This window comes from Ruania zhangjianzhongii (assembly GCF_008000995.1).
Taxonomy (GTDB): Bacteria; Actinomycetota; Actinomycetes; order Actinomycetales; family Beutenbergiaceae; genus Ruania; species Ruania zhangjianzhongii.
Map to the genome: position 1 here is coordinate 3,575,798 of NZ_CP042828.1, position 15,002 is coordinate 3,590,799.

Sequence of the window (15,002 nt, forward strand, 5' to 3'; positions counted from 1 at the left end):
CGTGGACCGACGCCGTGTGTGTCACCGTCCCGGCTCACCCCACGGTGCACGGGCCCCAAAGAACTTCGAGGAGAGTGCATGTCGACGAGCGCGGCGCCGCAACCAGCAGTCCGTCCGGTGCGCAAAGTGCTCATCGCCAATCGGGGCGAGATCGCTGTCCGGATCGTCCGCGCCTGCCGGGACGCCGGTCTGACATCGGTGGCGGTGTACGCCGACCCGGACCGGGAGGCACTGCACGCCGCACTGGCCGACGAGGCCTACGCGCTGCACGGTTCGCGTGCCGCGGAGACCTACCTGGACATCAACAAGATCCTCGATGTAGCCCGCCGAGCCGGTGCCGACGCTGTGCACCCCGGCTACGGGTTCCTCGCTGAGAACGCCGAGTTCGCCCGTGCCATGATCGCCGCGGGCCTGACCTGGGTGGGTCCCCCGCCGGAGGCGATCGAGGCCCTCGGGGACAAGGTCAGTGCCCGGCACATCGCCGAGCGTGCCGGTGCGCCTCTGGTGGCCGGCACCCCCGAACCGGTCACCGGAGCGGAGGAGGTGCACGCCTTCGCCGCGGAGCACGGACTGCCGGTGGCGATCAAGGCAGCGTTCGGTGGCGGCGGTCGCGGGCTGAAAGTAGCGCGGACCAGCGACGAGATCGACGACCTCTACGAATCCGCTGTTCGCGAGGCAACGGCGGCGTTCGGCCGCGGGGAGTGCTTCGTGGAGCGGTTCCTCGACCGCCCCCGGCACGTGGAGACGCAGTGCCTGGCCGACGACTTCGGCACCGTGGTGGTGGTCTCCACCCGAGACTGCTCGCTGCAGCGGCGCCACCAGAAGCTGGTGGAAGAGGCCCCGGCACCGTTCCTCACGCAGGAGCAGGACACTCAGCTGCGCGAGGCCTCCCAGGCGATCCTGGCCGCCGCCGGCTACCGCGGCGCAGGTACCTGTGAGTTCCTCATCGGCGCCGACGGCACCATCTCCTTCCTCGAGGTGAACACACGGCTGCAGGTGGAGCACTGCGTGACCGAGGAGGTCGCCGGGATCGACCTGGTCCGCGAGCAGTTCCGGATCGCCGCCGGTGAGCCACTGGGGTACACCGAGGTGACCACTCGCGGGCACTCGATCGAGTTCCGGATGAACGGCGAGGACCCTCATCGCGGGTTCCTGCCCTCCCCCGGCACGATCGGCACGCTGCGCTGGCCGGGAGGCCCCGGTGTGCGGATCGACTCCGGGGTCAACGCCGGGGACGTGATCTCCGGTGCGTTCGACTCGATGCTCGCCAAGGTGATCGTCACCGGTGCCACCCGCACCGAGGCGATCCAGCGGGCCCGGCGGGCGATGGCCGAGACCGAAGTCACCGGGATCCCCACGGTGCTGCCGTTCTTCCGCGCAGTGCTCGGCGATGAAGACTTCGCGGCCACCGAGGCCGCCAGCTTCGGCGTGTACACCACCTGGATCGAGAGCGAGTTCGCCGAGCGGCTCGCCTCCTATGCCGACGGCGCAGCCACCCCTGCGCCTGTTCCGGCACCCGCCGCTTCGGCCGAGGAGGCCATGGAGCGCGTGGTGGTCGAGGTGGGCGGTAAGCGCCTGGAGGTCGTGCTGCCGGCCGGGCTGAGCATGGGCAGCGGTGGCCGCAGCAAGTCGAAGAGCAAACCCTCTCGCCGCAACGGTGGCCGCACGGCGGCCGGCGCTTCCGGTGGCAACGGGCTGGCCTCGCCGATGCAGGGCACGATCGTCAAAGTCGCTGTGGCCGACGGTGAGCTGATCGCCGAGGGCGACCTGGTAGTCGTGCTGGAGGCGATGAAGATGGAACAGCCGCTGGTGGCGCACCGCGCCGGCCGCATCCACGGACTGTCCGCCGGTGTCGGCGAGACGGTCAGCGCCGGCACGGTGATCTGCCAGATCGACGCGGCCGAGGACGCAGCCGACTGACCTGACCGGCGCCGCGGAGGCCGAGGACATCGACCAGGAACCTGCCGACCGACGTCGCGAGCGACCGGTCCCCGTGAGGCCCACCCAGGGGCGGGCCCCACGACGGCTCACCGCATGAACTCTTCCGGGTCGAAGAGTTCCTGCTCGATCCCGCGGTCCCAGGCTTCCTGGTAGCGCTGCTGAAGTGCGTCGAGCTCGGTGGCGATGTCAGTCGACGGCTCCAGCAGAATTTGCTCGATGGCCTCCGTCGCGGTTGCACCCTCGACGGGAATGACCCCGCCCGGCTTCTTCGGCCACTGCTCGTCGGTCTCGTTGATGGTGAACTCCTCGAGGAGCGGGTTTGCTTCGACCGCAACCTCCCAGGCGTCCTGACTGGCTGGCGGCACGCCGCCCTCGGCCAGCGCGGACTGCATCTCGGTACCCGCGATCACTTCGAGGACCGTGGCCGCGGCCTCCTGGTCCTCGGCGGTCGAGGAGATCGAGTACGGGAAGCCCGCGTTCATCGGGGAACGCACCAGTTCTGTGCCGTCGGCGACCGGGATCGGTCCGGCGGCGAGATCGATGTCGGCATTCAGCGCGTGTACTGCCGACGTCGTGCCCGAACTGCCCATCAGCATGCCGACTTCACCCTCGGCGAATGCGGAGACTGCGCCGGAGATGTCCATCGTGGAGGCACCCGGGAACGCCCAACCCTCCTCGAGGAGCGTCCGGTAGTGCTCCATCACCTCTTGGTATTGCTGCGACTCGAACTCGCCGGTGGCGATGTTGAACAGACCATTCTGTGTCAGGTCCGGGTTGGATGCCATCACGTGCAGGTCGACGAACCAGTCCCGGAAGCCCACCCACGCAATCGGCAGGGCGGTTCCGTACACCTCGCCACCGCTGTTCTCCGCGATCTGCTGCGATGCCTCCTCCACCTCGGAGAACGTCTGAGGCGGGTCATCTGGATCGAGACCCGCTTCCTCGAACACCGCACGATTGATCATCAGTCGGTTCGAGAACGTGGTGGTCGGGATCGCATACGGCTGGCCGCCCCAGACCAGCTCACTCGTGTCCGGCAGGAACTGCTCGGCCGAGGCCAGGGTTTCCTCAGCGATCAGGCCGTCAAGGGGAGCGACCCAGCCGGCGGCCACATAGGCGCCGATCTGTGAGCTCGGGCCGTGAAAGATGTCCGGTGCCCGGCCAGTCTGGAAGCCCTGATTGATCAGTTCCTCGTACCGGTCGATCGCCTGGGGGACGTACTCGACCTCGATGCCGAGATCGGCACCCTCCGTCTCGTTCCATTCCTCGAAGAACGGCGCGCGGACATCGGCCTCCGCGCCCGCTCGGTCCCAGACGGTGACGACGGTCGTATCGCCATCGCCTCCGCCGTCGTCGCTACCACCGCAGGCGGCCAGCAGCATCGATGCCGCCACCACCACACTCGCTGTACGGATCGCCCTTCGATCTCTTCGGTGTCATCTGACTCAGTCCTCTTCTCTTACTCATCGAGATACTTCTCTTGGACAGTTGCGAGGCAGCGCAGCGGAACCTGCGCCATCACTGGCGGCGCCACCAGGGCCGCCAGCAGGGCGACCGGTGCTGGCATGAGCCAGAGGAGGGCAGCGCCGGCAAGCAGCGACGCCAGGGTGAGGGTGGCTGCCGCGGGTCGGCGCAGTGCGCACAGGTACGAGGTGCGGATCGCATCCCATGCCCCGCGGGACCGGCGCTCCAGCAGCAGGAAGGACCAGGGGGCGGTGAGCAACCAGGTGGCGAGGACGGAGAACACGACAACGCGGATCGCCTGGCCGGCCGGCCCATCCGGTACCGCACCTGTTCAGGCTCACCAGGAAGTAGACACCGACGGCGAGGTGAATCAGCGCCAACCGCAGCGCGGGCCACGTGCGCGCCACGATGTACCGGCCCACCTCGCGCGCGCCCTCGCCCGCGTCGCCGACAGTCTGTCTGCGCACGGCGTGCACCAGCCAGATCGTGGCTGCCGGTGCGGTCAGCACAGGCAGGCAGCCCAGCCACCAGAGCAGCCCGAGCCGTGCGTAGGCCCAGACGACGTCGACCGCGCGGAAGATGCCGGTGCTTGCAATGACCAGCATCAGCCCTTCACCGCCCCTTCGGTCCAGCCCCGCACGAAGTAGCGCTGGAGGAAGACGAACACCACGATGATGGGGATCAGGGCGATGTTCGCGCCGGCAAGGACGGTGTTGTAGTTCGCCAGACCTTCGACGGCGTCGTACTGCAGGGCGTTGACGCCGACCACCAGGGTGCGTAGCTCCGGCGCGGACAGCGAGAACGTCAGGGGCACCTGGTAGTTGTTCCAAGACGCCTGGAAGCCGAGGATCACCGTGGTGGCGATGATCGGCGTCATCAGGGGCAGCACGATGCGGCGGTAGATGCCGAAGAAGCCACAGCCGTCGATCCGGGCGGCATCCTCGATCTCCTCTCCCTGGCCCTGCAGGTAGCTCTTCATCAGCAGGATGTGCACGACCATCACGCTGGCGAGCTCGACCAGGGTCATGCCCATCAGATTGTCGAGGCCGAGGGACTGCGCGATTCGGTACTGGGGGTAGAGCACCGCGGTGGTCAGGCCGATGAACAGCGTGGTCATGTACAGGCCCTCGAGTGCACGTTGACCACGCATCCGCCGCCGGGCCAGCACATAGGCGGTCATGCTCGATGCCACCGTGTCCAGCAGGACCACTCCGGCAGTGATGATCACACTGTTGACGAAGTACCGGCCAAAGTTGCCTCGGGTCCAGGCCTCGGCGTAGTTGCTCCACTGCCAGGTCTCCGGGATCACCTGCAGGCTGGAGCTGAGCAGCTGCTCCAGGGGGGTCACCGAGGCCAGCAGCGAGAATGCGATCGGCGTCATCATCACCACGGCGAGCAGCACGAGGCCCGCGAACAGCAGTGCTCGGGTGAGCTTCCGGCGCCGCGAGCTCTTCTTATCGGCGAGCACTCGGCGCGGCGTGGCGTCCTGCGTCAGGCCCGCCGCGGCGTCCCTGTTCGTCGTGGGGATCGGGGAGGTCGGTCCGGATGTCATCACTTGCCCTCCCGTGACAGCCGCAGGTGCACCAGGGCCACGATCGCGATGATCACGCTGGCCACGACCCCCAAAGCTGCCGCATAGCCGATCTGGGGGATGGTGTCGGGATTGAAGAAGAAGCGGTACAGATGCGTGAACATCACCTCGGTGGCGCCGGCGGGGCCGCCGTCGGTGAGGGTCTTGACGATGTCGAAGCTGCGCAGGATGCCGATGATGGTGATGAGGATGACGATGCGGGTCATCGGCGCGAGCATCGGAAGCACGATGTGCCGGAACAGCTTCCACTCCCCGGCGCCCTCGAGCGCGGCGCTCTCCATCACCTCCTTGGGGATCTGCGTCAGACCAGCGAAGAAGAGCAGCATGATGATTCCGACGTTCGCCCACGACCCGACGCCGATGATGCTGCGCAAGGCGTTCTGCGCATCACCTAGGAAGTTGATCGCGTTGTCGGTCAGCCCCAGTCCCATCAGGAACTGGTTGAGCGGGCCGCCGACTTCGGCAAGGAAGAAGGAGAAGATGATGCCGATGATCGCCGGGGCCAACACATGGGGCAGGAAGTAGAAGGTGCGCAGCGCATGGGCGCCACGAATCCCGCGGAACATGATGTAGGCGAGTCCCAGACCCACGGGGATCTCGATGAGCAGCCGGCCCCCGCCGTAGATCAGCGTCGTCAGAACCGAGCCCCACCACTGGTCGTCCCGTAGCACTCGGGCGAAGTTGTCGACTCCGATGAAGACCGGATCGGTGTATCCGTTCCAGCGAAAGAAGCTGTGGTACACCAGCCAACCGATGGGAATGATCGCGAACAGCAGGTACGGCACGAAGGCTGGGAGCAACATCAGGTAGCCGATCAGGTCCTCCCGCGCGCGCCACCCTCGAGTGCGTAGCGTGTCGACCTTGCTCTTCACGGCGATTCTCCTCTGAATCGTGTCGGGACAGATCGTGCTCGGCCGCGGGGCTGCGACGCCGGATGTGGACACCTGCGCCGGTGCGGAACGCCAACGGCGGCGGTCATCATGCCCAGCCCGCCTCGGTCACGGTCTGGAGAACCTCCGAGGGATCGTCAGGAAAACCGGTGACGCCCCGGGACCGATCGAACTGGTAGATCCGCTCCCTGGGCCAGATCTGGTACGGCACGGTGCGGAGTGAGTTGCCGTCAAACGCGTCCGTGAGGTCCTCGGCTCTGAGCTGTTCTACCAAGAGGTCGTACAGGCGAGCGGCTGTCGCGGAGTGCTCCACCCCTAGCGGGTGGCACTCGTCCGGATCGGCCTTGAGGTCGAAGAGCAGCTGGCTGTCCCCGTTCGCCATCCAGATCAGCTTGTGATCGCCTTGGCGCACCATCGCCTTGAATCCGCGCGTGCCCGGCTCTCCGTGGAATCCGAAGAGCACCTCTCGGGCCGGTCGCCCGGTCTCGAGGCAGCCGAGGATGTCTACCCCCTGCCGGAGCTCGGACCGGCCGGCCGCGGAAGTCGCGACACCAAAGAGGTCGGTGAGGCAGACCAGATCCTCGCGTACCTGTTCGTGGGGAAGGCGCTCTGGCCAGCTCAGCAGGAACGGGACGCGGGTGGAGGCTTCGAAGAAGCTCTCCTTCTGCCAGGCGTGATGATCGCCCATGTGATCGCCGTGGTCGGCGTAGAAACAGATCAGCGTGTTGTCGGCGTCTGCGCGGGACTCGACAGCATCGAGTATTCTCCCGATGCAGTGGTCGATGTAGGAGATCTCGCCGTAGTACCGGGCGGTCAGTGTCCGAGCGAGCGAGTCGGGTACATCCTCAGCAAACACCGCGTGGTTCATCCACGGGATCTGCTGGTCCAGATGATCATTCTCGAGGGCGCCCTTGACCGGGACGGGCATGCGGTCCGGGTCGTACATGCGGTTGAACGGTAGCGGTGGCGCCAGTGGCGGATGGGGTCCGATAAATGACACGAACCCGAAGTAGGGCCGATCGTCGGACTGGCAGATCAGCTCTGCTGCCTGGTCGGCTGCCCACGCTTCAACCGTCAGCGACGGGGGCAGGGGGCTCATCTGCGGCGCATAGTACATTTCCGTACGTTCGCCCATCAGGGCCTCGATCCACGCGTACTCCGGGTGCTCCTCAGCGAGCCATGAGGCGTAGGCGTCACGCTGGCGCTGATCGGCGGACTCATAGAGCTCTTCGCTGTGCATCTGGGTCTCGAACCCTTCGTCGGCATCCCAGGGCAACGTATGGAACTTGCCTACTCCGAAAGTCCGGTAACCGAAGCTCTGCATGCGATCGGCGAGATACGGACCGCACCGCTTGGCGACCTTCTCGTGTGTACCCGGGTCCGCTGTATTGGCGAAGACGCCCGTGCGGGTGGGTTCGCATCCCGACCGGATGGTGTAGCGGGCGGGCATACACACCGGGCAGGTCGAGTACGCATTGTCGAAGGTCACCCCCCGTCGAACCAGACGATCGATGTTCGGCGTGCGGATGCGGTCATTGCCCAGGGAGGCGATGGTGTCGAAACGCTGCTGGTCTGTCATCACGAACAACACATTTGCTGGGCTGTCCATCGCGTACTCCTCTTTCCTGCAACGTGATTGTCGGTGTCCACCGGTCAACGGGTGCCATGCCCGCCGCGGCTCGCTTCTCCTGCTGCGGCCCACGGCACCAGCGGGAAGCTACTGCGGCGCCTCCTGCGCCCGCCTGTCCGGAATCGACCACTCGTGCCTGCCTGAGCCAACCTGGATGATGTCCTCACCAGGGAGCTCGACCACTGCTGTGGTGTTCGGTGGCAGGACGGCATGGATGCGGATCTGGCCGTCGGAGGCCTGCCACCCGGCCTCAGCCGGTCCGTAAGGCGTCTCGTGCCGTGCGTTGGCAGAGGACAACCCGCTGATCGGGACCGGCGCGATCCGCAACCGCTGGTAGCCGGGCGTGTCCGGGCCCAGACCGGCCAGTCGGCGATAGAGCCAGTCGGCGACAGCCCCGAAGGCATAGTGGTTGAAGGAGGTCATCTCGCCGGGGTTGATGGTGCCGTCCGGCAGCATCGAGTCCCAGCGCTCCCAGATCGTCGTGGCACCCATCGTGACCGCGTACAGCCAGGACGGGACGTCGGTCTGCAGGAGCAGAGCGCCGGCCACTTCAGGATGTCCGGTGGTCGTCAGCGCGTCGGCGATGATGGGCGTCCCGACGAAGCCGGTCCCCATGCGATATCCGGACTCACGGACGAGCTGCGCGAGCCGGTGGCCCATCACCGTGCGCAGCTCAGCGTCGACCAGTTCGTAGGCGATCGCCATCGCATAGGCAGTCTGTGCGTCGGAGACGATCCTCCCCTCGGACGTCGTGTACGCACGCACCCAGGCGCCTCGCGCTTCCTCAGCGAGCGCGCCGTACCGGTCTGCGTCCTGATCGTGACCCAGCTCAGCGGCTGCTCGAGCCACTAGCCGCGTCGACCGGACCAGGTGGGCGCTGGCCACGATGTCGCTGTCGACCTTTGCCGCTCCGGGCCGGTCCGCCGGGGCGTCCGGGTCCAGCCAGTCGCCGTACTGGAACATGCCTTCCCAGAGTTTCTCTTCACCGGCGAGCTCCAGCAGCACGTCGACCCAGGCGCGCATGCTCGGATACTGATCAGCCAGCGCACGCCGATCGGCGAAGCGCTCAAAGAGGACGGTGGGCACCACCGTGGCTGCGTCACCCCAGGCTGCTGCCGGCTGGTCTCCGTCCGGTAGCACCTGGGGCACCACGAACCCACAGACACCCCCGGCCGCTGCTTGCTCAGCCGCGACGTCCTTCAGCCACGCGGCAAGGAAGGCGTCCGCATCGAAAAGGGTGGCCGCGGTCGGGCTGAACACCTGGATGTCCCCCGTCCAGCCCATCCGCTCATCCCGTTGCGGACAGTCGGTCGGGATCGACAAGAAGTTGCCGCGCATGCCCCACACGACATTCTCGTGCAGGCGATTGACCATCGGCTCGGAACACTCGAACCACCCGGTGCGGCGCATATCGCTGCCGACCACGACCGCGGTGACCGCCGCAGGGTCACACTCACCTGGCCAGCCGTCGATCTCCGCGTAGCGAAAGCCGTGAAAGGTGAACTCTGGTTCGAACAGGTCTTCGCCTCCGGACAGCACGAACTCGTCGGTGGCCCGCGCATGGCGCAGCGGACGAACCCCGAGTTCGCCGTGCTCGAGCACCTCAGCGTGACGGACGACGATCTCCTGGCCGCGAGGTCCACGAACCCGCAGTCGCAGCCAACCGACGAGGTTCTGGCCGAAGTCCAGGACCGTGCGCCCGGCCGGAGTAGTGATGACCTCGCGCACCGGCAGCTCCTGGGTCCGGCGTACCGGCTCAGCCACGGCGGCCTCCGGGACGGTCGCCACCTCACGGACGGCGACGGCCGACCAGTCGCTGTCCTCGAAACCTGGCTCATCCCATCCGGGGAGGGCACGACGGGCATCGATGCGCTCACCCTGGTAGATACCGCTGCGCTCCACCTTTCCGAGCGCAGCACCCCGCCAGTGCGCACCGGTGGTGATGAGGTCCTCAGTCCCGTCCGTGTAGGCGATGTGGATCTGCGCGGCGGCCGCCGGCTGATCGCCGTAGACACGGCGGGCCTGACCGTGGAACCCGTACTCCTCGGTGAACCATCCGCCGGCAAGGCGGATGCCCAGGGCGTTGCCGCCGGTGGTGAGCATCGCTGTGACGTCGGTGGCTTCATGCTCGAGCCGGTACTGGTAGCTGGTCCAGCCCGGCTTGAGGACGGAGTCGTCGACGTCACTGCCGTTGATGCTCACCTGGTAGAGACCGTGAGCCGTCGCGTAGAGCGTAGCCGCCCGGACTTCCTTCGCGATCTGGACCTCGGTCCGCAGCAGACCCGGCTGGGCCTGCCTGGTGTGGTTGCCGAGTTCGATGAACTGCGCCTGCCACGCGCCGTCTGCCAGAAACCCGCTCTGCATCTCCACGGGGCTGCTCCAGCTGGAGACGTCGCCATCGGGGCCGAACACGCGGACCTCGAGAACATGCCGCGAGTGTGGTGCCAGGGGCGGAAATGGCCAGTCGACGAAAACCGACTGGTCGCCCTCCAGGCGAACGACCTGCTCTTCGTCCAAGCGGACCTCGGCAGCGGTCTGGTTCCAGCCCGAGATTGTGGTGGAGATCGTCCAGGACAGCCTGGGTGCCGGTGTGTCGGCAACGGCACGGTCGCGACGCCGCTCGACTCGGACATCGCTGACCTGGGTGGACACCATCGTTCCTGCTCTCGTTCGCTGCCGTGACCCGTGCAGGGCCGTACCGGCGACTGTCGGTGCGGCGGATTCACTCTGCGGTCCGGCACTCTGAGCCGTGTCAACCGATCTACGTTTGTAGACTGAATCCTTTCATGTTTCGGACACGATAGTGTTGCCTTAGGGTCGTGTCAACCGATCTACGAAGCGGAGTCGTGATGACTGAGCATTCACCTGCCGGCCGGCACCAGGAGCGGCCTGAGGCGGGTTCAGCAGCGTCTGAGAACCACGATCGGCCGAGGCGTTGAGCGGCAAGGCGGCCACCATCCAGGACGTGGCCGCGGCAGCGGGAGTCTCTCGTGCCGCCGTCTCGAAGGTCATTCGGAACGCCTATGGTGTCTCACCACAGATGCGAGATCGGGTCGAGTCGGCAATCGCGCAGCTGGACTACCGTCCGCGTATCGCCGCGCGGGCGATGCGCGGCTCCACGTTCACCCTGGGGTTGGAGATCCCGCAGATCGCCAACGACTTCCACTCGGTGATCGCGGAGAGCGCGACCGACGTGCTGGCCGGCACGAAGTACCAGCTGGTGATCGCGCCGATCCGCAACCCCGAGGAGGGTGACCTGGCCATCCAGAGCCTGGCTGACCGGCAGGTGGACGGCATCGTCGCGATCGCGCCGGTGGTGAGCACCGACTGGCTCGACCAGCTGGCCGCGCGCATTCCGATCGTGATGATCGGCCACCACGACATCTCAGCCCGCTACGACACCATCGCCGGTGACGATGCGAGCGGTACCGACGCGGTGATGTCCCACCTCATCGACCTCGGGCACCGGCGGATCGCCTTCCTGGACTCCACCGGGATGCAGTATCAACCGCCCGGGAGCTCGGAGATGTCCCCCGGCCGCGATCCGCTCGCGGTCCGGCGGCGCGTCTACTCCGAGCGCATGCACGCACTCGGCCTCCCTCCCCAGCTGGTCCGAACCGCAGGCAACATGGAGGAGGACGCGCGGGTCGCCGTCGCCGATCTCCTGGCGAGCGAAGCCCGTCCGAGCGCGATCTTCGCCGGGCACGACACCCTCGCCATCGGCGCGCTGCGCGCTATCGCCCACGCAGGTCTGGACGCCCAGGACGTGTCGGTTGCCGGGTTTGACGACATCCCGATCGCCAGCCACCCGATGATCTCCCTGACCAGCGTGGACCAACAGGGCTATGCCATCGGGCAGGAGGCGATCCGGCTCGTGCTGGAACGCATCGACGGACGCACCGAGCCGGTACGGCTGCAGATGCCCACTGAGCTCAAGGTCCGGCGCTCCACCGCGCCGCCCCGCCACCCCTGACCCGCGGGCGGGGAGCGAGCGCGAAAGTACCTCTGCGCACGGCGCGCAGACCTACCCGCGGTGAGCTCCGCCGTCGGGTGACAGCTACGGTGAAGTAGTGACGGGTGAAGAGTGGGTCGAGTGCCGGTGCGGGATGCGGCACTGGGGTGCATACGGCGCTGCTGGCCTGCTCCTGGTGGACCGGGTGCCCGCGCAGCAGGTGGTGCTGCAGCACCGCGCCAGCTGGACCCACTTCGGCGACTCCTGGGGCATACCCGGCGGTGCCCGCCACCGGGGCGAGGACGCGACCGCCGGCGCGCTGCGCGAGGCCGAGGAGGAAGCCGGGATCGCGGCGGCCCACGTGCAGTTGCTGGCCACCCGCGTGCTGGCTCACCCGGACTGGAGCTACACCACTGCCCTGGCGCGAGTGGCCGGGCCGGTGGACCCGCAGGTCACCGACTCCGAGAGCGCCCAGATCGAGTGGGTGGACCTCGGCGCGGTTCCTGAGCTGCCGTTGCTTCCCGCGTTCGCCGACGCCTGGCCGGAGCTCGCGGCGATGGCCGCCACCACCGCCACCCTGATCGTCGATGCCGCGAACGTGGTGGGCTCGCGCCCGGACGGGTGGTGGCGCGACCGGGCCGGCGCCACCACCCGTCTGCTCGCACAGCTGGAGACCTGGGCCGGGCACGGAGTGGCCGCGGACCTGCTCGACCTCCCGGGGCAGCGGTGGTGGCCGCAGATCGTGCTGGTCACCGAGGGGCAGGCCCGGCGCGTCCCGGCGATCGAGGGCGGCCAGGTGCAGGTTGTGGCGGCCGAGCGCGACGGCGATACTCAGATCGTCGCCGAGGTCGCCGAGCGTATCGCGGGAGCGGGCACGCAGGCGGTCTGCGTCGTCACCGCCGATCGCGAGCTCGGCCAGCGCATCGAGGCACTCGGCGCTCGCCGCATCAGGCCCCGTGCGCTGCTGGACCTGCTGGGCCGGTCCGCCGCCAGGTAGCCCGCCCCCGGCCCCTCCGCCGTGGACCGCCCCTATCGCGCACCGTCCTGCCCCGCAGGTCGGTGCTACTCGAGCAGATCATCCGGCGGACGAGGGGCCGATTCCGCACCGACCCCCACCCCGACGAATGCGTACTCGACCTGCGCTCCGGCGGTGAAGTGCATGACGCCGATCCGGCCCTCGTCGAACGAGCGGCTCTGCGCCAGCACAGACCAGTGCTCAGGTTCGTCGGTGCCGGCAGGCCACAGCTTCGCCCGAAGCTCGTCACCGTCGCGTTGGAGCACCACGTGGTACCAGGTGTCCTCGTCCACCGAGAACGGTAGCGGTGCGCTGGCCAGCGTCCCGAACGAACCGTCCTGGTGCTGGTTGATCCGCAGATGGTTGGCGGACGAGCCGTTCACTCGGGCGTCGACGTAGAAGGCGTTCGCCTCCCCCGGCCCGGTACCGGAGACATTCAGACCGAGCTGGAACAGCGTGGTGTCACCTTCGCCGCGAACCATCGCCGCGACCTCCACATCGCCGCGGACCACGCCATCCTCCCCGACGGCGTCGAGCACCAGGGCCTGCCGCCCGTCGCCGGGCTCACGGTCCTGGACGTCGTGGTGCAGTCGGCTCGGGTCGTCCAGCACCGCGAACGCGCTGTCGTTCCACCACGAGCTCCAGTCGGCGGGAGCCGCTCCGACGACGTCAGTGGAGAAGTCCGTCGCGTACTGCTCGTCGGGTGACCCGGGTGGTGGCGGAGGCGGTGGATCCACAGCACCGGGATCGGAACAGTCCGCCAGCGCGAGGCCTTCCACCTCGTTGCTCCGACCCCGTTCATCGACCAGATCGGGGATCAACGTCATCATCGGCTGCGCCATGGTGAGGAAGACCGACTCCTCGCTCACCCGCTCGGTGGCGATCCCGAACGCCTGGGTGTGCTGTTCGATCTGCTCGGCCTGGTAGGTGTTCAGCAGGTAGCCGCACGGTGGTGGGTCGAGCACCATGTCCGCGGGTGGTGGCTGGGTGTCCCAGTCGGCGCCGCGCATGAAGAACGGTTCACTCTGGTTCTCTCCTCGTGCGGCCGCCCGGCCCGGCGCCTCGGCCACGACCTGGGCGACGGCGTCGGCCCGCTCGCGCTGGAACCGCAGCGATTCGTGCGCAGTGGCCAGCTGCAGGTCCACGCGCGTGGCCAGCGTGCCGCCGAAGGACTCGATGAGCAGGCCCAGCCCATGCCGCAGCCCCAGCGACTGGCTGAGGAACTGCGATGACTCCTCGCCGTCATCGGGAGACCCGTAGTGGTCGGTGTCCGGGAAACCCGCAGCCTGCACGCCGGGGAAGACGTAGTCCTCCACCAGGTCCACGTTCAGGTCGTACAGCTGATCATCGACGTTCAGATTGCGTTGCCAGGCGATCCGCAGCCACGGGGTCTCTTCCGGCTGGTGCCGCGGGGACCCTTCATGGGCGTCCAGCGTCAGGTCAGGAGTGAACTCCTGCAACACTTGGGCGATCGTCTGCGCCTCCGGAGTGCGCAGGTTGAGGTGGTCGCGATTGATGTCCAAACCTTGCCCGTTCCGGCGGGTGTTGGCTGCGACGCCGTCCGGGTTCGCGTTCGGCAGCACCAGGATCGCCGTCTCGGAGAGCTGCTCGATCAGCTCCGGGTCATCGGTGAAGGCGAGGTCGCGCAACAGCTGCAGCGCCATCTCTCGCCCGGCTGGCTCGTTACCGTGCTGACCCCCGATCACCAGCACGTTCGAGCGCTCGGCCATCCTCTCGTCCGCCGGCGGCGCCGGGTGGCCGAGGCGCACCAGGTTCAACGGCCGACCCTGCGAAGACTCGCCGACAGCCGAGACCGCCACTCGCGGGGACGCCGCTGCCACCGCGTCGAGGAAGGCGAGCTCTTCATCGTTCGTGGTGGTGCCGTCGTCTCCCCGGCTTTCGAAGCCGGTCTCGGGGAGCTGTTCGGGAACCACCTGGAGTGCGGTCCCGACGGTCGTCGATCCCAACTCACGCGGATCCGGTCGCTGGTTGGGGAGGAAGATCCGCAGCCGGAGGTCGTAGTGGCCAGGCTCGAGCTCGACTGGCACCACGGCGTCGACCGTGTTCTCCCCCCGCTCGGCGCGTCCCTCGGCCGCGTCGCCGTCGAGCAGCTGCCAGTCGCCGGCGCCGCCGGCGGCGCGCGCATCGATCGAGTAGCGCCAGGGTCCGTCCGTGGAGAACGCCACCTCGATGGACTCCCCGGCCGCTGCCGTGACCGGCGCTACCGAGGTCGGAGACTCGATCTCCACCTGGTGCCGCTGGTCAGCCTGAGCCGCCGGCCCACTCGCTAGCAGACCAGCGATCAGCGCAATCACACCGGCAAGCGCCATGGCGGCAACCTGCGGTCGGGACGCAGCGCCGCGTCGCTCTGCCGTCAGCATCTTGAGATCTCCCCCGCCCAAGGTGCCACGCCTGTGCAGCCCTATGCCTGGACGTTCCCAGAATTGTTCATGCGATGGTCATGATTGATCCTAGAAAGATTCCATGGATTCTATGCAGAGTCAATGGCGAGGAACTCG

10 protein-coding genes are annotated in these 15,002 nt (G+C 67.7%); 3 read left to right on the top strand and 7 right to left on the bottom strand.

Annotation, left to right across the window (positions count from 1 at the left end; genetic code table 11):
- The first annotated feature begins 78 nt into the window (after nucleotides 1-78).
- Nucleotides 79-1,920 carry an acetyl/propionyl/methylcrotonyl-CoA carboxylase subunit alpha gene (locus FU260_RS16580; protein ID WP_147918058.1) on the top strand — a complete coding sequence of 614 codons (1,842 nt, stop codon included), beginning with the start codon at nucleotides 79-81 and terminating at the stop codon, nucleotides 1,918-1,920.
- A gap of 107 nt (nucleotides 1,921-2,027) precedes the next feature.
- On the opposite strand, the gene FU260_RS16585 is transcribed toward FU260_RS16580, so the two are convergent.
- The 6 genes from FU260_RS16585 to FU260_RS16610 all read right to left on the bottom strand — a co-directional run bounded on the left by FU260_RS16585 (nucleotide 2,028) and on the right by FU260_RS16610 (nucleotide 10,171).
- Complete coding sequence (locus tag FU260_RS16585; protein WP_147918059.1) at nucleotides 2,028-3,335, bottom strand: ABC transporter substrate-binding protein; 1,308 nt, start codon at nucleotides 3,333-3,335, stop codon at nucleotides 2,028-2,030.
- A gap of 65 nt (nucleotides 3,336-3,400) precedes the next feature.
- A complete protein-coding gene (locus FU260_RS16590) occupies nucleotides 3,401-3,688 on the bottom strand; it encodes a hypothetical protein (protein ID WP_147918060.1) in 288 nt (95 codons plus the stop codon).
- A gap of 321 nt (nucleotides 3,689-4,009) precedes the next feature.
- Nucleotides 4,010-4,957: a carbohydrate ABC transporter permease gene (locus FU260_RS16595; protein ID WP_147918061.1), complete on the bottom strand. Its 948-nt coding sequence runs from the start codon at nucleotides 4,955-4,957 to the stop codon at nucleotides 4,010-4,012.
- Nucleotides 4,957-5,868 (bottom strand): carbohydrate ABC transporter permease, encoded by a 912-nt coding sequence (locus FU260_RS16600; RefSeq protein WP_147918062.1) that lies wholly within the window; start codon nucleotides 5,866-5,868, stop codon nucleotides 4,957-4,959. Before FU260_RS16600 ends, FU260_RS16595 begins: the two co-directional genes overlap by 1 nt.
- 106 nt (nucleotides 5,869-5,974) lie before the next feature.
- On the bottom strand, nucleotides 5,975-7,495 hold the full coding sequence (locus FU260_RS16605; protein ID WP_147918063.1) for a sulfatase family protein: 1,521 nt from the start codon (nucleotides 7,493-7,495) through the stop codon (nucleotides 5,975-5,977).
- 108 nt (nucleotides 7,496-7,603) lie between these two features.
- Entirely contained in the window at nucleotides 7,604-10,171 is a 2,568-nt protein-coding gene (locus FU260_RS16610) for an alpha-L-rhamnosidase (RefSeq protein ID WP_147918064.1), read from the bottom strand.
- A gap of 310 nt (nucleotides 10,172-10,481) precedes the next feature.
- Here FU260_RS16610 and FU260_RS16615 point away from each other — a divergent pair, with 310 nt between their 5' ends.
- Both FU260_RS16615 and FU260_RS16620 read left to right on the top strand, forming a co-directional pair.
- The gene (locus FU260_RS16615) at nucleotides 10,482-11,489 is read left to right on the top strand and encodes a LacI family DNA-binding transcriptional regulator (protein WP_235912317.1); all 1,008 of its coding nucleotides are present in this window, start codon (nucleotides 10,482-10,484) and stop codon (nucleotides 11,487-11,489) included.
- Between the two features lie 97 nt (nucleotides 11,490-11,586).
- The gene (locus tag FU260_RS16620; protein ID WP_235912299.1) at nucleotides 11,587-12,465 is read left to right on the top strand and encodes an NUDIX domain-containing protein; all 879 of its coding nucleotides are present in this window, start codon (nucleotides 11,587-11,589) and stop codon (nucleotides 12,463-12,465) included.
- 65 nt (nucleotides 12,466-12,530) lie between these two features.
- Here FU260_RS16620 and FU260_RS16625 read toward each other — a convergent pair whose 3' ends face one another.
- Nucleotides 12,531-14,864: a M14 family zinc carboxypeptidase gene (locus FU260_RS16625; RefSeq protein ID WP_147918066.1), complete on the bottom strand. Its 2,334-nt coding sequence runs from the start codon at nucleotides 14,862-14,864 to the stop codon at nucleotides 12,531-12,533.
- Between the last annotated feature and the right edge of the window lie 138 nt (nucleotides 14,865-15,002).

Coding starts and splice junctions, on each gene's coding strand:
- FU260_RS16580 (WP_147918058.1), top strand. CDS start 79: ATGTCGACGAGCGCGGCGCCGCAACCAGCAGTCCGTCCGGTGCGCAAA.
- FU260_RS16595 (WP_147918061.1), bottom strand. CDS start 4,957: ATGACATCCGGACCGACCTCCCCGATCCCCACGACGAACAGGGACGCC.
- FU260_RS16605 (WP_147918063.1), bottom strand. CDS start 7,495: ATGGACAGCCCAGCAAATGTGTTGTTCGTGATGACAGACCAGCAGCGT.
- FU260_RS16610 (WP_147918064.1), bottom strand. CDS start 10,171: ATGGTGTCCACCCAGGTCAGCGATGTCCGAGTCGAGCGGCGTCGCGAC.
- FU260_RS16625 (WP_147918066.1), bottom strand. CDS start 14,864: ATGCTGACGGCAGAGCGACGCGGCGCTGCGTCCCGACCGCAGGTTGCC.